Origin of the sequence: Streptomyces sp. Ac-502 (assembly GCF_045222935.1) — a bacterium.
Taxonomy (GTDB): Bacteria; Actinomycetota; Actinomycetes; order Streptomycetales; family Streptomycetaceae; genus Streptomyces; species Streptomyces monomycini.
The window spans coordinates 8,869,568-8,886,874 of record NZ_JBHFFO010000001.1 but is presented as its reverse complement, the minus strand read 5'-3'; the positions used below and the strand labels follow the sequence as shown (position 1 = coordinate 8,886,874).

At 70.3% G+C, this 17,307-nt stretch carries 29 protein-coding genes; 5 read left to right on the top strand and 24 right to left on the bottom strand.

All coding sequences use genetic code 11. The features are described from left to right. Positions 1 to 47: 47 nt before the first annotated feature. The 6 genes from ACEXOX_RS40345 to ACEXOX_RS40320 form a co-directional block, all read right to left on the bottom strand. Entirely contained in the window at positions 48 to 251 is a 204-nt protein-coding gene (locus tag ACEXOX_RS40345) for a hypothetical protein (protein WP_406525668.1), read from the bottom strand. Continuing rightward, positions 248 to 604, bottom strand: a complete 357-nt coding sequence (locus tag ACEXOX_RS40340) for an HIT family protein (RefSeq protein ID WP_406525667.1) — start codon at positions 602 to 604, stop codon at positions 248 to 250. Before ACEXOX_RS40340 ends, ACEXOX_RS40345 begins: the two co-directional genes overlap by 4 nt. Then, positions 601 to 990: a hypothetical protein gene (locus ACEXOX_RS40335; protein WP_406525666.1), complete on the bottom strand. Its 390-nt coding sequence runs from the start codon at positions 988 to 990 to the stop codon at positions 601 to 603. Before ACEXOX_RS40335 ends, ACEXOX_RS40340 begins: the two co-directional genes overlap by 4 nt. Next, complete coding sequence (locus ACEXOX_RS40330) at positions 987 to 1,154, bottom strand: hypothetical protein (protein ID WP_406525665.1); 168 nt, start codon at positions 1,152 to 1,154, stop codon at positions 987 to 989. The genes ACEXOX_RS40335 and ACEXOX_RS40330 overlap by 4 nt, the downstream gene beginning before the upstream one ends. Next, entirely contained in the window at positions 1,151 to 1,489 is a 339-nt protein-coding gene (locus ACEXOX_RS40325; RefSeq protein ID WP_406525664.1) for a hypothetical protein, read from the bottom strand. Before ACEXOX_RS40325 ends, ACEXOX_RS40330 begins: the two co-directional genes overlap by 4 nt. 92 nt (positions 1,490 to 1,581) lie before the next feature. Beyond that, entirely contained in the window at positions 1,582 to 1,797 is a 216-nt protein-coding gene (locus ACEXOX_RS40320) for a helix-turn-helix domain-containing protein (protein ID WP_406525663.1), read from the bottom strand. 183 nt (positions 1,798 to 1,980) lie between these two features. On the opposite strand from ACEXOX_RS40320, the gene ACEXOX_RS40315 reads away from it, so the two are divergent. From ACEXOX_RS40315 to ACEXOX_RS40295, 5 genes are all read left to right on the top strand, one after another. Then, positions 1,981 to 2,517 carry a UTRA domain-containing protein gene (locus ACEXOX_RS40315; RefSeq protein WP_406525662.1) on the top strand — a complete coding sequence of 179 codons (537 nt, stop codon included), beginning with the start codon at positions 1,981 to 1,983 and terminating at the stop codon, positions 2,515 to 2,517. 1 nt (position 2,518) lies between these two features. Beyond that, on the top strand, positions 2,519 to 3,280 hold the full coding sequence (locus ACEXOX_RS40310) for a GntR family transcriptional regulator (RefSeq protein WP_406525661.1): 762 nt from the start codon (positions 2,519 to 2,521) through the stop codon (positions 3,278 to 3,280). Between the two features lie 140 nt (positions 3,281 to 3,420). Continuing rightward, the gene (locus tag ACEXOX_RS40305) at positions 3,421 to 3,972 is read left to right on the top strand and encodes a winged helix-turn-helix domain-containing protein (protein WP_406525660.1); all 552 of its coding nucleotides are present in this window, start codon (positions 3,421 to 3,423) and stop codon (positions 3,970 to 3,972) included. A gap of 667 nt (positions 3,973 to 4,639) precedes the next feature. Next, the gene (locus tag ACEXOX_RS40300) at positions 4,640 to 5,101 is read left to right on the top strand and encodes a DUF6907 domain-containing protein (RefSeq protein WP_406525659.1); all 462 of its coding nucleotides are present in this window, start codon (positions 4,640 to 4,642) and stop codon (positions 5,099 to 5,101) included. Between the two features lie 201 nt (positions 5,102 to 5,302). Further along, the gene (locus ACEXOX_RS40295) at positions 5,303 to 5,689 is read left to right on the top strand and encodes a DUF6083 domain-containing protein (RefSeq protein WP_406525658.1); all 387 of its coding nucleotides are present in this window, start codon (positions 5,303 to 5,305) and stop codon (positions 5,687 to 5,689) included. Positions 5,690 to 5,740: 51 nt separating this feature from the next. Here ACEXOX_RS40295 and ACEXOX_RS40290 read toward each other — a convergent pair whose 3' ends face one another. The 18 genes from ACEXOX_RS40290 to ACEXOX_RS40205 all read right to left on the bottom strand — a co-directional run bounded on the left by ACEXOX_RS40290 (position 5,741) and on the right by ACEXOX_RS40205 (position 17,307). Then, positions 5,741 to 6,085: a hypothetical protein gene (locus tag ACEXOX_RS40290; protein ID WP_406525657.1), complete on the bottom strand. Its 345-nt coding sequence runs from the start codon at positions 6,083 to 6,085 to the stop codon at positions 5,741 to 5,743. A 119-nt stretch (positions 6,086 to 6,204) separates the two neighbouring features. Next, positions 6,205 to 6,423: a hypothetical protein gene (locus tag ACEXOX_RS40285; protein WP_406519458.1), complete on the bottom strand. Its 219-nt coding sequence runs from the start codon at positions 6,421 to 6,423 to the stop codon at positions 6,205 to 6,207. Positions 6,424 to 6,479: 56 nt separating this feature from the next. Beyond that, positions 6,480 to 7,271 (bottom strand): hypothetical protein, encoded by a 792-nt coding sequence (locus ACEXOX_RS40280; RefSeq protein ID WP_406525656.1) that lies wholly within the window; start codon positions 7,269 to 7,271, stop codon positions 6,480 to 6,482. A gap of 518 nt (positions 7,272 to 7,789) precedes the next feature. Beyond that, on the bottom strand, positions 7,790 to 8,608 hold the full coding sequence (locus ACEXOX_RS40275) for a phage antirepressor KilAC domain-containing protein (protein WP_406519461.1): 819 nt from the start codon (positions 8,606 to 8,608) through the stop codon (positions 7,790 to 7,792). A gap of 236 nt (positions 8,609 to 8,844) precedes the next feature. Then, positions 8,845 to 9,477: a hypothetical protein gene (locus ACEXOX_RS40270; RefSeq protein ID WP_406525655.1), complete on the bottom strand. Its 633-nt coding sequence runs from the start codon at positions 9,475 to 9,477 to the stop codon at positions 8,845 to 8,847. A gap of 29 nt (positions 9,478 to 9,506) precedes the next feature. Beyond that, positions 9,507 to 10,199, bottom strand: coding sequence for a hypothetical protein (locus tag ACEXOX_RS40265; RefSeq protein WP_406525654.1), 693 nt, complete (start codon positions 10,197 to 10,199; stop codon positions 9,507 to 9,509). Then, positions 10,199 to 10,654, bottom strand: coding sequence for a hypothetical protein (locus ACEXOX_RS40260; protein ID WP_406525653.1), 456 nt, complete (start codon positions 10,652 to 10,654; stop codon positions 10,199 to 10,201). Before ACEXOX_RS40260 ends, ACEXOX_RS40265 begins: the two co-directional genes overlap by 1 nt. Continuing rightward, positions 10,651 to 10,944, bottom strand: coding sequence for a hypothetical protein (locus tag ACEXOX_RS40255; protein WP_406525652.1), 294 nt, complete (start codon positions 10,942 to 10,944; stop codon positions 10,651 to 10,653). Before ACEXOX_RS40255 ends, ACEXOX_RS40260 begins: the two co-directional genes overlap by 4 nt. After that, the gene (locus tag ACEXOX_RS40250) at positions 10,941 to 12,260 is read right to left on the bottom strand and encodes an AAA family ATPase (RefSeq protein WP_406525651.1); all 1,320 of its coding nucleotides are present in this window, start codon (positions 12,258 to 12,260) and stop codon (positions 10,941 to 10,943) included. The genes ACEXOX_RS40255 and ACEXOX_RS40250 overlap by 4 nt, the downstream gene beginning before the upstream one ends. Beyond that, positions 12,260 to 12,502, bottom strand: a complete 243-nt coding sequence (locus ACEXOX_RS40245; protein WP_406525650.1) for a hypothetical protein — start codon at positions 12,500 to 12,502, stop codon at positions 12,260 to 12,262. The genes ACEXOX_RS40250 and ACEXOX_RS40245 overlap by 1 nt, the downstream gene beginning before the upstream one ends. Beyond that, positions 12,499 to 12,621, bottom strand: coding sequence for a hypothetical protein (locus ACEXOX_RS40240; protein ID WP_406525649.1), 123 nt, complete (start codon positions 12,619 to 12,621; stop codon positions 12,499 to 12,501). Before ACEXOX_RS40240 ends, ACEXOX_RS40245 begins: the two co-directional genes overlap by 4 nt. A 1,002-nt stretch (positions 12,622 to 13,623) precedes the next feature. Further along, a complete protein-coding gene (locus ACEXOX_RS40235) occupies positions 13,624 to 13,938 on the bottom strand; it encodes a hypothetical protein (RefSeq protein ID WP_406525648.1) in 315 nt (104 codons plus the stop codon). A gap of 101 nt (positions 13,939 to 14,039) precedes the next feature. Beyond that, the gene (locus tag ACEXOX_RS40230) at positions 14,040 to 14,654 is read right to left on the bottom strand and encodes a DNA cytosine methyltransferase (RefSeq protein WP_406525647.1); all 615 of its coding nucleotides are present in this window, start codon (positions 14,652 to 14,654) and stop codon (positions 14,040 to 14,042) included. After that, the gene (locus ACEXOX_RS40225) at positions 14,654 to 14,893 is read right to left on the bottom strand and encodes a WhiB family transcriptional regulator (protein ID WP_406525646.1); all 240 of its coding nucleotides are present in this window, start codon (positions 14,891 to 14,893) and stop codon (positions 14,654 to 14,656) included. Before ACEXOX_RS40225 ends, ACEXOX_RS40230 begins: the two co-directional genes overlap by 1 nt. Then, complete coding sequence (locus ACEXOX_RS40220) at positions 14,890 to 15,678, bottom strand: hypothetical protein (protein WP_406525645.1); 789 nt, start codon at positions 15,676 to 15,678, stop codon at positions 14,890 to 14,892. The genes ACEXOX_RS40225 and ACEXOX_RS40220 overlap by 4 nt, the downstream gene beginning before the upstream one ends. Next, a complete protein-coding gene (locus ACEXOX_RS40215; RefSeq protein WP_406525644.1) occupies positions 15,675 to 15,953 on the bottom strand; it encodes a hypothetical protein in 279 nt (92 codons plus the stop codon). Before ACEXOX_RS40215 ends, ACEXOX_RS40220 begins: the two co-directional genes overlap by 4 nt. Next, positions 15,950 to 16,282, bottom strand: a complete 333-nt coding sequence (locus tag ACEXOX_RS40210) for a hypothetical protein (RefSeq protein ID WP_406525643.1) — start codon at positions 16,280 to 16,282, stop codon at positions 15,950 to 15,952. The genes ACEXOX_RS40215 and ACEXOX_RS40210 overlap by 4 nt, the downstream gene beginning before the upstream one ends. A 65-nt stretch (positions 16,283 to 16,347) precedes the next feature. Further along, the gene (locus tag ACEXOX_RS40205) at positions 16,348 to 17,307 is read right to left on the bottom strand and encodes an ATP-binding protein (protein ID WP_406525642.1); all 960 of its coding nucleotides are present in this window, start codon (positions 17,305 to 17,307) and stop codon (positions 16,348 to 16,350) included.

Sequence of the window (17,307 nt, the reverse complement as noted above, 5' to 3'; positions counted from 1 at the left end):
TCGATACGAGTGGGCGGCCGGGCCCGGCGGTGCGGGCCCGGGGTGGATCAGGTCAGGCCGTCATTCGGCTCGGGCTCGTTCTCGCGGGCCGCGGAGCCGTGCCGGCGGGCGTAGATCTGGAGGGCGCACGGCCGGTAGCCGTCGCGGACCAGGTCGAGCACCGCGTCGTCCCAGTAGCCGAGGAAGATCTCGTCGATGTCTGCGACCAGCGCCGGATCGACCGAACCGGGCTGCGAACCGTGAGCGCTCACGACGCCACCTCCTGCACCGTCCACGGCAGCGGGAGTCCGTCGTCGATGGCGCGCGGCACGACGTGGATGTGGAGGTGGAAGATGCTCTGAGTGGCCTCACGGCCCCGCGAGGTGATCAGGTTCAGCGGGGTGCCGAGAGCGTTCGCGTACTCGGCGGCCCGCTGCATCACCGCCGCGGTCACCATCGGCTCCTCCGCCGCGTCGTCGACGTGCACTCGTGGGATCACCAGGACGTGGCCGTCGGTCACCGGATCGATCGGCACGGTCGCGATGGCGTCCGGCCAGCGGGCCACCACGGTGGCCGGGGCCAGGCCCGCGATGATGTCGCAGAACGGGCAGCGGGTTGCGGTCACGACGCCTCCCGGGGCACGATCCGCACCGGCCCGCGCTGCGGATCGTCTCCGCGGCGGCGTTCCAGCGCGTCCCGGCCGAGACCGGTGACCGGCGTCGCGCTCCCGTCGTCGAAGTGGCCGAGCCGCAGGTTGTGCTCGTCGGCGGACAGCAGCGCCAGCTCGGCGTCCAGCACGCCGATCACCCGCAGGGCCAGCTCTTCGGGGATCTCGAAGTAACCGGCCACGCGCCCGGCGTCCGGCCCGGACCCTTGGGTGACGGTGACGGTCACATCCGAGCAGGGGCTCGCGTCGGGCTGCAGCCTCATGCCCACCGCGAGCAGGCGCAGCAGGTGGCCGGCGATCCGGTCCGCGTTCGGCACCAGTTCCGGCGCGGGGGTGTCGTTCACGACGCCTCCCGGGGCACGATCTTGAAGACGTCGCCGCGGGGGCTGTACACCACGCGGACATCCTCACCCGCGGCGCGGAGGGCCTCGGCGTAGGCGTCGAGGACGGGCAGGGAGCGGGTGGAGCCGGCGGGGAGCTGGCGGGGCAGCTCGACGGTGGGGGTCATGACGTCACCGCCGCGGCCAGCGACAGGCTCGCTACGACGTAGGCCACCGCGATACCGGCCGGGTCATCGCTGACCCGCGCCGCCTCCGCGAGGGCGGCGGCCGGCGCGTCGTAGACCGCGGCGATCCCCTCAACCAGGGCCGTCATGAAACCGCAGCCCGTCGTCCCGTACAGGTACGCCCGGTCACCCTCGGACAGGCCCAGCCCGGCCAGCAGATCGCGGCCCCACACCAGGTGGGCGTGCTGCTCGCCGTAGCGGGCGCGGCACTCCAGGAACCGGGCCGCGAGGAGCCGCACCTCGCCACGGTCCACGCCCGGCGCGGACGCGGCGGACACGGCCCGGCGCACCAGCTCCGCGGCCAGCGGGGGAAGGCGGGCAGCTGACGGGGGAGGGAGACGGTGGGGGAAAGCGGGGTTGCGGTAGCCACTCAGGCCACCTCCTCGGAAGAGCGGAGCGCCATGACGACGTCCTTCTCGATTCGGATCGCTCCGCCGCGCCTGGTGTCGCCTTCGGCTCGCGGCTGCCCGTAGCGGATGGCCGGGAGGTCGCCATTGGCGATCCAGCGGTAGACCGTCGGCTCGGAAACCCGCAGCACAGCTGCGGTCTCCTTCACGGTGAGCAGCTCTTGAGCCGCAGGCAGCATCGGGCTCTCCAATCCTGGAGTTGGGGCGGGCTGACAACCTCACTGTGACAGGTCTCTTGAGAGGCTGCAAGGTTCTCATTCGAGATTGGCGGTCTTGGCAGCCCCGCGGCCCGCACTGACGTGGGCATATGGTGGAAAAATTGATGGATGCCTCAAGAGATGCCGCGCACTAGAGGAGCTGGAGTGGCAAACGACCGGTGGACCGGCTCATCAACGCCATACATCCAAAGCGGCCAGGGTGACGCCTGGGGCAAACAAGCAGCCGAGAGAGGACGCTCCGGAACCCAGCGCATCCTCGGCGCAGGCATGCAGCCTGCGCCTTTCGTTGTCGCCGAAGCGATGGGAGTTGAGGTGGGCACGCCCGTCGTGGCCCGGCAGCGCCTGATCCTGCTCGACGGACAGCCCATCGAGTACGCCAACTCGTACTGGCCTGCCAGCGTCGCCGAAGGCACACGGTTGGCGGCGACTGGGAAGATCCGCGGCGGCGCGGTGAGCCTCCTCGCCGAGCTTGGCTACCAGCCCGGCACCGTCGGCGAGGACGTACAGACGCGACCGCCCACGAAGGAGGAAGCAGAAGTTCTCCAACTCGCCGACAACAGCGAATGGGTCTTGACCCTCACCCGCACGATCGCAACCCCAGACGGACACCCCTATGAGGTGTCGGTCATGGTCAACCCCGGCCGCATTGGGCGGCTCCACTATTCGATGGAGGTCGACTGACGTGACAGAGACGCCCGAAGAGGAGACCGTCTGGCCCGTACAGGACCAGATCGCGGCCTACCTGCGTGATGGCATCCTGAACGGCGACTTCCCGCCCGGCAAGGCGCTGCCTTCGAGCCGGAAGCTGCACGACCAGTTCGGCGCCGCAGCCCAGACCATCAAGAACGCGATGGAGATCCTTGAGCGCGAGGGGCTCGTCTACACCCGCCGCGGCGCCGGCGTCTTTGCGCGCGAGCATCGCCAGCGGACGATGACGCCAGCCGAATACAAGAACCCGCCCACCGATGGCGGAAAGTACCAGTGGATTACCGCCGCAGAGCGCAAGGGCTCCTCCGGTCGAGCCGAACTCCTGGACGTTGAGGAGGTTGTACCGCCGCATCTCGTCCGCGAAGCGTTCGGGCTCGACAGCGAGGGAACCGCAATCCTGCGCCGCCAGGTACTGCACCTGGATGACCAGCCGTGCGAGTTGGTCGAGGTCTACTTCCCGATCGAACTCGCCCGAGGGACACCGATCGCCGAGAAGCGGCGCATCAAGGGCGGCGCCGGACGCGTTCTCGCGGAGGCCGGCCTGCCGACACTGCGGTGCGTAGACAAGGTCGCGGCTCGCTGGCCAACCCCTCAGCAGCAGAAGGCGCTCAAGATGCCGACGAAGCTGCCGGTGCTGCGACAGTTCCGGGTGACCTACAGCGTGGACGACCGCCCGATCCAGGCGGAGTTCATGATCAAGGCTGGCCATCTTTACGAGCTGGAGTACGAGTTCTGACCTGCAACAACAAAGAGCCCCACCGCTCAGGCGACGGGGCTCTTTCGCGTTCCATGCCGTTCGACACCTTGCCGAGTTCTCAACGATCCTCTTACAGTTGCGCCAGAGTGGTCGAGGTCACCCGCACCGTGAGGACCCGTATGTCTGAACGACCCGAGCGCACCGCGCTCTACCGCTACTACGACGCCGCCAACGTCTTGCTGTACATCGGCATCTCGAACCGGCCGGAGTTCCGCGCGAAGGCGCACCTGTACGAGAATCGGCGGGGCGACTGGCCGAAGCGGGCCGTCCGCCGCGTTGACGAGTGGTACGCCTCCCGCCCGCTGGCGCTCGCCGCCGACGAGGCTGCAATCAGGGCAGAGAAGCCGCTCTACAACGGCACGCACAACTACGACGACGTCACCTTCGACCCGGCATCCTGGCCGAAGGTGGCGGAGAGCCCCAAGGCGCCACGGATCGCGAACTTGATGAGACGCGAGATCTTCAGCGGTAGGTGGCCGGCCGGGGCGCGCATCCCGCCCCTCAGGGTTCTCGCTGAACCTGCGGGCGTCACCGTGCAGCCGGTGGGCCGGGCTGTCGCCCTGCTCAAGGCCGAGGGATTGCTGACCTTCTCGGCAGGACGCGGACTGTTCGTCGCCGCCCGGCCGAAGCTGCCTCACGACTGGCCTCGCCGGTGCGGCTTCCCTGGGTAGCGGCATCGAGCCTGGTCACCTGTGCCAGCGGCAGTACCGGACCGGCGCGACGGGGCTGTGACCCCCGCCCACCTACCGCTTCCAGCCACGTTCAGGGAGGGGGAAAGGGTGCCGAGAGCGCGGCAGAACGTGCTCAGAGTGCGAGAGGAGCACCGCCTCGCGAGAAGTCCGCAGGTCACCCTGACCTGCAGTTTGTACAGAATGAGAATCTGTCACCGCCCCCACGAGCATGTGCAACGTCTGCGAGAGCGCTAGAACTGATCGCCCATCTCTGGTGGCCGAGTAGTTTCGTGAACGCGGACAACCGGGCTTCGTCCCGCGCCTGGACACCAGTCCGCTGTCGCTGCCGACACAGAAAGACATCGTTAGGACATAAGAAGACACAACATGACACGCAGAGGGCCCTTGTTAAGGCACAGGGATCCTCCAAAGACTAGGCGCAGCCACCGCGACGCCCTTCGCCTGCGCCTGAGTCCCCCCAAGGGGCGGCGCCCCGGCCCTTCAGAAGGGTTACGTTTTGTAGCCCTTCGCTCCGCGCGTCGGTGGTTGGGTTGTGGCAGCGCAACGGCCGGACGGTTCGCACCCGTCCGGCCGCTGCTGGACCAGCGAGTTCGCACCTCGCTCGACCAATAGAGATCGATCCCTCGACAGGAAGGAGCGCTCTGCCATGAGCGTAGCAAGGCACGACATCCCGGCCGACTCCGCCGACGCCCCCATCCCCTACTCCCTGACCCCGGCCGCCGAGGCGCTTCCCCGCCTGGCCGCCACTTCCGTGCGCGGTGTCCCGGTGCACGTGCCCTGCCCGGACTGGTGCGTGACGGACCACGCCGCCGAGGACCTGTCCTTCCTGGAGGACGTGCACCACTACGGACCGCGGGTGCAGATGTCGGTGCCGCTGTATGGCGGCGGCACGGAGACGGTGATGGTGGCGCACCTGGCGCTGTGGCCGTTCGCGCACGACGAGGACAAGGGCCGCGCATATCTGGCGATCGACCCGGACGGTTCGGGTGAGGTGAACAGCCTGTACCGCGACGCCGCGCTCGCTTTCGCCGACCAGCTGGCCGCGCACGCCGCGGACATCCGCCGCCTCGCACTCCAGGCGGATCCCGCTTCGTGCGCGACGCGCTGAGCGCAGTACAGCATGCCCCCGGCCGACCTATCCGGCCGGGGCTTGTCGTGTCCAGAGCGCCCGTCGGCCGCCGCCGCGGGGCCGTGTGGGTCTGATGCGCCCGGCGTGCGCCTCGCGGGGCGCCAAGCGGCCGCCGAGGACTCGCAAGCCCCGTCCTGAAGGCGGCGTGCGGGATGTCCACGGAAGCCGCACGCTCGCGCTATGGGGGATTCGAGCAAGTCTTCGCGCAGGGCGGCCAGCGTCCGGCTGACGTGCCCGTACTGCGGCCTTCCGCAGGATCAGGTACTCACGCTCAGCCGCGATCCGGTTCTGCTGGAGCCGGAGACGCGGCCTCCGGCGCACACGGTGCCGGCTGAGCGCCGCTGGATCGAGCTGTCGGACGGCCGGGTGACGGTGTACGGGGTGTGCCCGCCCGAGCAGTCTCAGCGGTGCCGGATCGAGCACGCGCTGGCGTGCCCGGGGCAGCCGTTGCCGGACCTGTGGCCGTGGCTGACGGCGCTGCGGGAGGAAAACGCCCGCAAGGCGCAGCGGCAGGCCGAGAGCCCGACGCTGCCCGCCGGAGAGGAAGGCCTGCCGGACACCGGCTGACCGCACAGCAACCAGCCCCCGCCCGGTGATCGGGCGGGGGCTGGTTGCTGTTCAGTGCCCGGCGATCCGGTTGAGGTCGGCGTCGAGGACGGCGAGGTCGGGGTGCTGCTGCAGCTGCTGTTCGTGCTTCCATGCGGCGAGGTCGGCGGTGTGCGCGGCCAGGACGTCGTCGACGCTGGTGTCGGTGAGCATGGCGAGGGTGACCGCCTCCAGGTCGTCGAGACCGTGGTACCGGTTGGAGGGCGCGTAGCTGACGGCGATGTCGGCGGCGTGAGAGAAGCCGGCCGCCGCGAAGCGCATGTAAAGCCACTGCCGGAACGGGGTTTCTTGGGTTTTCCAGGCGGGGTCGTAGTCGTCGTATTCGGGGTCGTCGTAGCCGGGGCCGATGATGGGCATGGGCGTTCCCTTCGAGTTGCGGCACTTGTGTGCAGCAGAAAGCCCCCGCTCGGTGGTCGGGCGGGGGCTTTCCGGTGTTCAGCGATGGCGGTGTGCGGTGTGGCGCGGTCTCGATTGTGTCAGCGTGTGGATCGCCGCTTGGCCACGTATCGAGCGACTCGGGTGGCACCCATGAGCACCGGCGCCGCGACGATCCCTCCGGCCAGTCCCCACAGGATGCTGGCCCCGAAGGACTGGTCGCCCACACGCATGCTAAGGATTACACCCAGCCCGCTGAACACCCCGAGCTCGACGGCCCGCTCAAGACCGGTGGAACGACTTTTCAAATCGTCTGTCATTTCGGTGCTCCTCACAGGTCGTATCGTCTGGGATCGAGGGAAGGCGGCGTCGCCTGTTAGCCGAACAGGCCGCCGATCGCCCCGCCGATGCCACCGATCACACCTGATGCGACGGCTCCGGGAAGGCATCCGGCTCCCCCGGCGAGGGCGCCGGCCGCGCATCCGCCGATCATTCCGGTGGTGACTCCCTTGGCCGCCTCGTCCAGCCACTTGGGGTCGGCGACGACGGGAAAGGTTGTGGAGTCCGTGGTCCGTACCGACTGGACGAGGGTGTTGCCGTCGACGCGGTAGCTGGTGGGTACGGGCTTGCCGTTGGCGTCCTTGGCCCAGGGAGTGGTGAAACCGCCGAGGAAGGTGCCGTTCTTGGCGATGGCGGCGACCGCGCCGTTGTCGAGCTTGACGAGGTGGGCGCCGGTGGGCAGGCCGATGTCGTAGCGCTGTTCGCGCGGGGCGGTGGCGTTCTTGAGGACGGCCAGGGCGCGGATGCCGCCGTCGGTGGTGGGCTGGACGGCAAGGTCGGTGGCCCTGGCAGCGTCGGGGTAGACGGTGGTGTTCTTGCCGGCCGTGGCGCCGGAGACGTTGTTGGTGCCGGGAAGGGCGATGGAGACGGCGTCACCCGTCGCGGTGGTGGCCTTCGCGTCCCCGGTGGACCGCTGGGGGATCGTGGTGCCCGGGGCCGGGGCCGGGGCGACGTCGGTGGTGCCGGTGGCCTTCTCGACCACGGCCGCGGTCTGCTCGGCCGGGGAGGGGGTGTCGCTGGCGAAGGCGGTGGAGGCTGCTCCGAGTGTGAGTGCGGCCGCGCTGATGGTGGCGGCGATGGTGCTGGCTATGCGCTGGCGGTGGTTCATGAAAACCCTTCGTAGGCAGATGCGTCCACCCCTGGCGCCATGGTTGGCATATGCCAGGTGCAGATGCCTTTGAACTTGGCACATGCGAGGGCCGGGCAACAGGTTGCACATGCGATTACCCCGGGAATCATGGCTTTGGTCCCGGGCCTCGTGAGCCGAACGGCTGGGCATTTCATCGATAAGACCCAAGTGATTGGCGTGATAGCCGGGGCTTTGGTCCCGGTCTTGCGAGCCGGCCCGGCAGTGCCCGTTGCTGACAGGCCGCAGAGATAGCGGGGCGGAGCTGCCCCCCGAGCCCCGCCGCCCTGCACCTGCTGCTGGACACCGAAGACCCGCGCCTGCCGCTGATCACGGCGGGTGAGGCGCGGGCCGCGGTGGCGCTGCTGGCGCACTACGGGCGGGGCGGCGACGAGGCGGCGGCCCTGGCCCGCGCGTGGTCGGCGAACGTGGCGCGGCGGCTCGCGGCGGAGGGGCTGTAGCCGCGGCGGGTTCCCGGCGCCGGGAACCCGCGGCAGGCGTCAGGCTGCTGGGGTCACGTCTGTGCTGAGCCGGTCGGCGAGCCAGTCCAGGCCCTTGGAGGTGAAGAAGGTCTGCTCCGTCCACCGGTAGCCGGCCTCGACGAGCTTCACCTCGGCACGGCCCTTCTTGACGTGCTCTTCGTAGGGGATGCGGGGGTTCTGCTTCTGCAGGAAGTGGATACGGTCCGAGCGCAGCAGGTCCATGAACTTCGTGCGGCCGAGCCCGCCGGTGATCTCACGCAGCGCTTTGGCGGCGGCGTTCATGGCGATCAGGCCGTCAGAGTTCACGAACCGCTCCCACTTGTCGGCCTTGGGGGTGAGGGCCCTGTTGGCCGTCTCCAGCGCCTCCTTCGCTTCCAGCATGGCGACGAGGTCGCGGGCGAGCTCCAGCTTGGTCGGCTCCCGGGTGACCCCGTGGCGGGTGACGTACTCGTAGAGGGCGTCGGCGAGCTCGGTCTGGGCGAGCTCTATGTTCCGGCGGACGGCTTCGTCAGCGATACGGCTGGTGGTGATGTTGGCGAGCCACATCGGCACGATGCGCTCGTGGATGAGGAACTGAGGGTAGGCCCTGACCTGGCCGGGGAGCATGACGTGTGAAACGCACGTCTTGCCTCGCGCCCAGGATTTCCGCTCGATCATCTGGCGCTGGCCGTTCGGGTCCAACGTCAAGTTCTGGCAGAGCTGGCCGAGCACGGCCCAGTTGCCGGCGCGGTCGGACAGGATGGTGACCGGATCGCCGTGAAAGTCGAACGATCCGATCTCGAATCGGTCCCCGGGGTTGTCTCCGGGGGCGGGCAGGTTAGGGTGGAGTTGGTTCACAGGAGCTCACTTCTCCTTGATCCGTGGCCCTCGGCGGAGGTACGACTCCGCGCGAGGGCAGCTCTTTGTCCGCGCGCAGCCGCGCGACAACCCCCGTGGGGCACAAGCCTACGGGTCGTCACTGACAGCGGCGGGCGTCCCCGGGGCGGGTAACACACTTGGGAGCGGAGCGGGTTCACGCTGTCACCCGTGTTGCTGGAGTGGCAGCCCGGCGTCGGATGCTTCCGACTCGCGGATCATGCCGCGGCCCGGTCGGCGAGCGGCAGCTGGAGAACTTCGGCGTGCCCGTACTGGGCGCCGCAGGCGGTGCAGCGCCGGCCGGGGGTGGTGAGGGTGACGCGCATCGGCTGCCCGCACGCGCAGCGGACGGTGACGCGGCGTTCCGCTTGTTCGCCGGTGACGAGGCGCTCGGCGTGGCCGTGCTGGTTGCGGATCTCCCGGTGCAGGTCGGCGACTCCCGCGAAGCCGCCATAGATCCACGGGCTGTTGGAGGCGAGGAAGGTGACCGTCCCGGCGAGGGTCTGTCGCAGGTCACCGCGGAACGGCGCCGCCTCGTAGCCCAACTCGTCGCGCACGGCCGCCTCCCAGTCGGCGAGCATGGTGACCAGCCCGCCGGGGGCCCGCAGGTCCAGCACGTGCAGCGAGCACGGCAGCGGGGCGCCGCGGGTTCCGCTTACGCGCCCGCCGCCCCGGCCCGAGCCCGGCTCCAGCAGATCGCCGAGCTGGTCGTACAGGGCCGGCAGCTCGCGCAGCATCGCGGTGCCGCGGTCCTGGCAGATACGGCAGGCGAGACGGTCCCGCTCGCCGTCGCGCAAGCCGTACATGCAGATCGCGCAAACGGGGTTGACAGCGTCGAGGTCGTGGATCACGGCGGTCTCCTTGCGGTCGTGCGGGCGGGTCAGGCGGCGGTGTCGTTGGCGGGGCAGCCGGGGTAGTGGCCGGTGCGGCTGCCGCAGCACGCCTTGCCGGCCTCCCCGCGGATGGCGCGGAGGATCTGCCGGGCCCGCTCGGGCCCCGTAGCGGCGAGCTGACCGGCGATGCGTGCGGCGGCGGCTTCGTCGTCGGCCGGGACGTGGTGGCCGCCGCGCCACTGCAGCGCCCCGGTGGCGATCAGCTCTGCGACGTAGCACGCGGCCGAGCTGAACCCTGCGGCGAACCCGTCGTGAACGCCGATCGAGTCCGCAGGCCGGCCGAACTCGCGGCCGTACTCGGCGCACCGCGTGTGGTGCGCAGCGTCGGTGATCAGCCGAGCGAGGAGGGCCTGAAGCCCTGTGCGGGCGCCTGCGGCCCGTTCGCGGGGCTCGGGGCATTCGGGGGCGTCCGGCGGCTGCGGGGCGCTCTCGGGGCCGCCGAAGGGCCTTCGCGGTCCCGCCGCAGCGGTCCGCTCACCAACGGAACGCGCTGGGCGGCTCTCTGACGGCCTCTCGGCTGCACGTGCCAGCCCGGCGCCACCCGAGCCCTCCCAGGCCGTCTCGCGGGCGCTCGGGGTCTCCTGCGGGCCATCAGGGGCCGCCTCGGCGCGGGCAAGGCGGGCGTACAGCGCGTCGAGCTGGTCGTCGTTGATCTGCGAGGCGGTCGGGCGGGCGGCCATCAGGCGGCCTCTCCGTGCTCGGTCCTGTGCTCGTCGGGCAGGTCGGTGTCGCAGTAGAAGCCGATGGTCAGGTGCATGCCGCGGTCCTTGACGACCTTCCATACGGCGGTGTCAGTGCAGGCGGGACGGCCGTCCTGGGCGCGGTGGAAGTTCGTAGTGCACGGCTCAGGGCCGGGCGGCTGCATCACCCAGCCGGTGTCGCGGCGGAAGACACGTACCTCCGGCCCGGCTGCGCCTTCCGGCTCGTCCTCCTCGGCGTCGGGCTCGCAGTCGTCGTGCACCTCGGCCGGGGCGCCGGCCTTGATGCTGCAGGCGCAGCACTCGAGGAAGTCGCCGCTCTCGCCCGCGGCCGGGTCGAACCAGGTTGCGAAGTGGAGGTTCTTCGACGTGCCGCAGTCCTGGCAGGCCATCGGCCCGGTGTAGCCGTGGCAGCTGGCGATCTCGGTGGTGTTCATGCGGTTCCGTCCTCTCGGCTGAGGTGCTTACGGGCTCGGTTGATGGCGCTCTGCTCGTGGACCTGCGCGGTGACGTCGCGGTCGAACAGCGGCGAGTCGGCGGTCGGCTCGGGCGGTATGGCGCGGCCGGGCACGATCTGCCAGCCGCACGTCCAGGTGTGGCGGCAGTTGGGACAGCGATAGCCGGCGGTAATGCCGTGGGCGCCGTCGCGCAGCGCTGACTCGGGCAGTACGTCGTAGGTGCCGCAGTCCTCGCAGGCGTCGCCGTACAGCGGGTTGGGGTCGGTCACCAGATCGCTCCTGTCTGTGAGTAGCCGGTGAACTGGTCTGCGTCGACGGGCTTGTAAGAGACCCAGGGCCACTTGTCGCCCTGCTTGATGAAGGCGGGCCAGTCGCGTTCGTCGCGCATGCCGCGCCAGGGCACGACGCGCCGGCCGCGGGCTCCTTCGGTGTTGGCGGCGGACTTCTCGTCCTCGACGGGGCGCAGGCCGAAGCCGAACTCAGGCCAGCGCATCCACAGCGACGAGCCGAGGGGCCGCAGGTTGCGGTGCTGGCCGAAGCCGTTGTGATGGGGGGCGTGGGCTTCGAGGAGGACGGCGCATCCGGTAGTGGCGCGGGCTTCGTCGATGACGACGGAGACCTTGCGGGCGAGTTCCTCGCTGTTGGGGTCGCCGGCGTGCAGCCGGTACACCGGGCCGACGATCAGCACGTCGGGCTTGAGCTTCTCGACGCGGCGCATCATCCACGCCCGGTCCTGGGGACGGGTCAGGTCGAGGCCCTCGGGCTTGCACTCGATGTGGAACCGGCCGCGGCGTACCGGCTGCTCGATGCGCTCGGCCGCAGCCAACAGCGGACGGAACTTGCGGCGGGAGACGGGGGCGCTGTTCTCGCAGTCGAGGGTCAGCACCCGTACCGGGGCGATCGGTTCCCAGACGCGGAAGGGGTGGATGCCGGCGGCGAGGGTGACGGAGATCTGCCGCAGCAGGGTCGACTTGCCGCCGCCCTCGGAGGCGGTGAGGATCAGCCGGTCGCGGCGTTCGAGGAGGCCGGGGACGATCCAGTCGTAGGTGTCCTCGTGCTGGACGAAGTCGAGGATGTCCTCGACGGGCAGGTCTTCGGCGGCCGTGCCGCGGTCGCGCAGTTCGCGGGTCATGGTGACGGCGCGCTCGACGTGGTCGGCGGTGGCCCCGTCGGGGTTGAAGCCCATCTCGACGAGCTGTGCGCCGAGGGCGATCAGGGCCCGGCGCAGGGAGCGGTCCTGAACGATTTCGGCGTACTCGGCCGCGTGGGCGGTGACGACGTTGCGGTAGTCGGTGAGCTGGAAGATGTACGGCCGGCCGCCGGCCCGGGCGAGGTCGCCGTTGTCTTCCAGGTGCTTGGACAGGGTGATTGGGTCGATGCGCTGCCCGTCGGCGTGCATCCGGGCAATGGCCTGGTGGATGAGCGCGTGGGCGGGCTTGTAGTAGGCGGCCGGGTCGAGGTTGTCGAGGAGGACGCGGACCGCGCCGGTGTCGAAGCAGCAGGCGCCCAGGGCGCCCATCTCGGCGGTGACGTCGTGGGGCGGTACGCGCTCGAAGCTCTGGGCCTCGTGCTCATCGTCGGTCATCAGAAGATGCCCTTCTCGGCATAGGTCTCGTAGCCGGTGTCGGGCTTGACGCGCTGGACGATGTCGGACGGCATGATGCGGCGGTTGGTGCTGCGGTAGTGGGCCTGCAGGGCGGTGGCGGCGTTGGCGAAGGGGATGTCGTGCAGGACCATCTGCCAGGCGTGGACGTCGGCGTCCCCGATGGTCCGCTGGTCGATCCCGGCGGCGATGGCCAGCAGCTCGGCTGTTTCGGCGAGGGTCATGCGGTCTCCTGGGGTGCGGGCCCGCCTTCGAGGGCGGCTCGCCTTTCCTGCTCGCGGTACTTGGCGGCCAGGGCGAGGCCCTGGGCGACGCGGGCGTCGGTGGTGGACTGGGTCGGCACGGCACGCAGCGGGGGCGCTCAGTACCGGGCGGCGGCAGGGGCGGCAGCTCGCTCCAGCCGGGCAGGAAGTAGCGGGCGGAGTCGACGTCGGTGCGGCGGGCTGCGCGCACGGCGACGGCGGTCATGGCGGGGATGCCGCACTTCTTGATGAGGGCGTCGATCTGGAACCACTCGTGCTGCCGGAGGCCGCCCCAGCGGACGTGTACGTCGGCGGAAGCGATCTGGTCGATGAGCGGCTTGGCGAAGTCGGGGATGCGGGCGCTCCGGTCGGTTGGCGCGCGCGTGCCTGCCTGCTTGCTAGCTGTAGGTAGGTATGTAGTTGAAGAGGGGGAGCCACGGCTCCCCTTGGGGAGTCGAAGGGGGAGCCGTGGCTCCCCTTGTGCGGGGTCGGGATCACCCGAAAGCGCTTCTTGACCTGCGGAATCACGGACAGAAGCGTGGTCTTCGAAAGGGGTAGCCCCCGCTCCCCCTAGGGGTAGCCCCTGCTCCCCCTTATCGCTCCAAGGGGGAGCCGTGGCACCTTCTGAGTGAGCCCCTGCTCCCCCTTGAAGGAGCCCCTGCTCCCCCTTAGGCGTCGAAGGGGTAGCCCCCGCTCCCCCTTCGGGGTAGGGAAGCGGCGGCACGACGAACGTCATCCGACGCCCCGGAACCGCATACAGCACCCGCCCGTCGCGGCCCTTACCGATCGCCTCCCGGAACTCCCAGCCCGCTACAGCGAGCCGCTTGAGGGCATTACGGATGACGTCCGGATCCTTCGCCCCGGTCCACCGGGCCAGATCCTCCAGCGGCACCGCGCTGCGCCGGGTGCCTTCATCTGCGTCGTCGGCGATCTCCAGTGCGACGGCGCGCTGCAGCCCGGTGATGCCCGGCCCGAGCGCTTCGCGCAGCTGGCGGCGGAGTTCGTACCCCATCGGCGTTCTTCTTCCTGGCGGTGCGGGTGGTTTGGGGGCGGCGGCCTCGGTGCGGGCCGGCGGGGCGGGGCGCGGGGCCGGCCGGGGGCTCTCACGCGGCCATCGCTTCGAGGTCGGCGCACAGCAGCCGGCGGTAGCCCTCGACGGCCTGGCGGGTGACGGCCTGGTTTCCCGCGATCTTGATTTGCTCGTTGCGGGGGATGTCGACGTCGGTGATCCAGCCGTCGTCGTTGCCCTGCATCCACTCGGTGAACTTGGCGGACAGGGCACGCCCGCCGCGGGGCCCCCGTTCGACGGGGGCTGGCGCGGGGCGGCCAAGGATCGCCTCCCAGCGGCGGATCGCGGGCCCGTAGTCGACGCCCGCCGTCGATATCCACTGCTGGTCGGGCAGGGTGCCCTTGAGCATGTTGACAACGAATTCGTTGAGCGGGCGGCCTTCCCCGCGCAGCCCCATCAGGTTGGACGCGCCCGACTTCCAGTCTCGGGCGGCCGGCGTGGGCAGAAGCGCTAGTCCAGCTCCTCCGGCAGCGGCAGTTGTGAGACCGCCGTCCGCAGGTTCATGCCGCCCTTGCGCTTCGGCGAGGTCCCAGGTCCCCCATGCCATCCCGTGCCGACGGGGTAGGCATCAGCTGGATAGGCGAGTCCGAACCAGCGCCAGCGCTGGTGCGGGGCACCGACCTCTTCAGCTCGTAGGCACGTCCATCGCGCGTCATACCCGATCGCGGCCAAGTCTGCGAGGACGACGTCCAGCCCCCGGCCCTTCGAGCGGAGCGCCTCCACGTTTTCCAGGAAGACGAGAGGCGGTCGAATGACGCGAACAGCCTGAGCGACGTTCTTCCAGATCCGTGACCACTGACCATTGATGCCGTCCCTTTGTCCTGCGTGGGAGATGTTGCGGCACGGGAATCCGGCCGCCAGGGTTTCGATCTGCCACTGAGCGGCGACGCCTGCCCAGTCGGCAGTGGTGATGTCGCCGAGGTTGGCAGCCCACGGAAAGCGGGCGGCCATGACCTGGGCGGCGAACGGGTCGGTCTCGGCGTAGACGAGGGTCTTGCTGCCGGTGATCTGCTCGACGGCCAGGTCGAGCGTGCCGGCGCCGGAGCAGAGGCTGAGGTTCGTCATCACGCCGCCTCCCGCCGCTGCATGCCCCACCGCTGGCGGGGTGTGGCGCCGGCGCGCTCCCGGAAGTGCTGGTCGTCCTCTTCGGCGAGGGCGGCGTCGAGGCAGGGCCGGCGCACGGGGCAGCTCGCGCAGACCTGCTTGGCGGCGTTGACATCGGCGTCGGCGTAGCTGGCGGGCGTGAAGACGTCGGGTGCCGTCTGGGCGCAGATCGCCTCGTCGCGCCAGCCGTCGGCCCTCATGCCGCGCTCCTCATGTCGCGGATGAGGTCGTGGACGTAGGCGGGGGCCATGCCGAGCCGGGCCGCGATCTCGTGCTCGGGGATGCCGAAGCCGGCGAGGTGCTCGACATCGGCGCGTCGCAGGGCGGCCAGCTGGCGCCGGTTCTCGTGCGGTGTGCACTGCGGGTCGTCGATGTCGCGCCAGGCGTCGGGCCCGTACCAGCCCCTGGCGCGGGCGTGCCCGCGGGTGACGTAGGACGGGCCTTCCGTGTGGCGCCGCCGCTCGTACACGCGCCGGATGCGGGCGCCGAAGTCCTTGCTGGTGTAGCGGCCTTCGCCCCGGAGGATGCGGCGGATCACGGCATAGCTGACGCCGGCCTCGGCCGACACGTCGTAGAGCGCGTGACCCAGCACCGCGAGGGCTCGCAGGCGGCGGGTCGACCCGACGATGTCCACCCGCGGGCTGGGGCGTTCGGTGTCGAAGTCCGGCTGGAAGGCGAGGATGCGGCGCGCGTCTTTCCGGGTGCAGGTCTTGTTTCTGCCGGAGGCGAGTCCGCCGACCGTGTCGCGGGAGATGCCGAGGGTGTCGGCGATGCCGATCTGCGTCCACCCCTCCTTGTCGATCAGGTGGCGGAGGTGGTTCGCGGCAGCGGTGCCGTCGATGCGACGCGGCCCCTCCCGGTGGCGGCGGAGGTCGGCCGCTTTGCAGTAGCGCTTGTTGGCGGCTACGCATTCGGGCCGCTGGCAGCCGCGGAGGTAGCAGCGGCGCTCGCCGTGCGGCGGCAGCGGCCTGGTCGCGGTGCTCATTTCTCCCCCTGCTCGGTGCGCTCGAGGATCTGGTGGCAGACGGCGAGGTCGGCTTCGGCGAGGGCCCGCGCGTCGGCTGCGGCCGGGCCGTCCTCAAGAGGCTCGAGGCGGAGGAGGAAGTTCTCCTCGGGCAGCACACCTCGACGCGTGAGGCGGGCCTCGGCGGCGGCGAGGCGGCGCTGGAGGGTGCGCCGGTTGTCGTGTGCGAGCGCGAAGAACCTGTAGACGATGTAGGCCGACAGGGCCGCGGTCAGCGCGAGGGTGATCGGGCTCATGCTGCCCTCCGGCGCGGCGCGTGCTCGGCGAGGATGTACTGGCAGATCCGCTTGCCGTGGGTGGCGGTCGAGGTGGAGGTGACCTCGCCGACCTTGACCAGCAGCGGGTTCTTGCGGCAGCACTCGGACCGCAGGTACAGGCCGGCCGCCCCGTGGGCGAGGCTCGGCAGCAGATCCCGGATCTCGTTCATGGAGAACGGGCGGCCGTCGCCGCCTATGGCCTCGACGGCCTGCCGGATGAGTGCGGCGTCCCAGGCGGTGACGGTCGCGTACAGGGCGCGCAGTGTCGCGTCAGCCCGGTCGCGGGCCTGCTCAGGTGTAATGCTCATGGCGTGTGCTACTCCTTGGGGTAGCGGCGCCCCGCCTGATGGCCGCAGGCGGGGACGGCCGCGGGCTACTGGGCTCGCAGGGCGGTGCCGCGGGTGCGGATGTAGTCGCCGAGGCTGGTGCCGTCGCCGGTGGCGGGGTCGAGCATCGGCGTGGCCTGCAGGCCACGGGACTCGACTTCGCCGTACAGGGCGCGCAGCCCGTCGTAGGTGGCATCAGCGGCGGTCGCCCGGTCGATGTAGGTGGACGGGTCGACGGGCGCCGCGCCGTCGTTGAGCCAGTCCAGCAGCGTGGCCGCCAGCTGCTGGCCGTCGGGCTGTTCGACGACCTGGCCGTGCAGGGCCGGGCAGCGGGACTTGATGACGGACAGCGTGTTGTTCACGTCCATCTGGGCGACGACGTCGAACTCGTACTCCACGCCGCGGCGCTGCTCGGGCCGGGTACCGATCCGCTTCGGCTCCAGGGAGCCGTTGCCGTTGCGCTCCAGGGACCATTCGGTGTGGGCGCGCATCGTGGCGACGATGTGGCCGGGGTAGGACAGCAGGGCGTCGACCATGCTGTTCTGCAGCGGGGTGCCTTCCTTCCAGCCGCCGAAGGTGTTCTTGCCGTAGCGCTCCTTGGCGGCCTTGTCGACCTGTTCGAGGGTGCCGTCGGTGCCGGACCAGAAGTGAGACAGGGAGTCGACGAGGACCGCGCCGTAGCCGGCTGCTGCTGCGGCGGCGAGGGCCTTGATGAGGTTGCGCGGGTCGAACGAGGTGAGCTGCAGGGTGTCGAAGGAGATGCCGTTGATGCCCGCGTACTTGGAGGCGGCGCCGCGTTCGGTGTCGATGACGGCGAAGCGGGTGTCGAGGCCGTGGGCGATGCGCAGCCCGGTCCAGGTCTTGCCGGAGCCGGAGACGCCCATGAGGGCGAGACGGGCCTTGGCCTTCTCGCGGGTGGCGGGGGCGAAGGAGAAGTCGGCGTTGCCGAAGTCGTCGACGGCGGGCTGCTGGCGGCGGTTGTTGACGGCGTCGGAGATGCTGGCCAT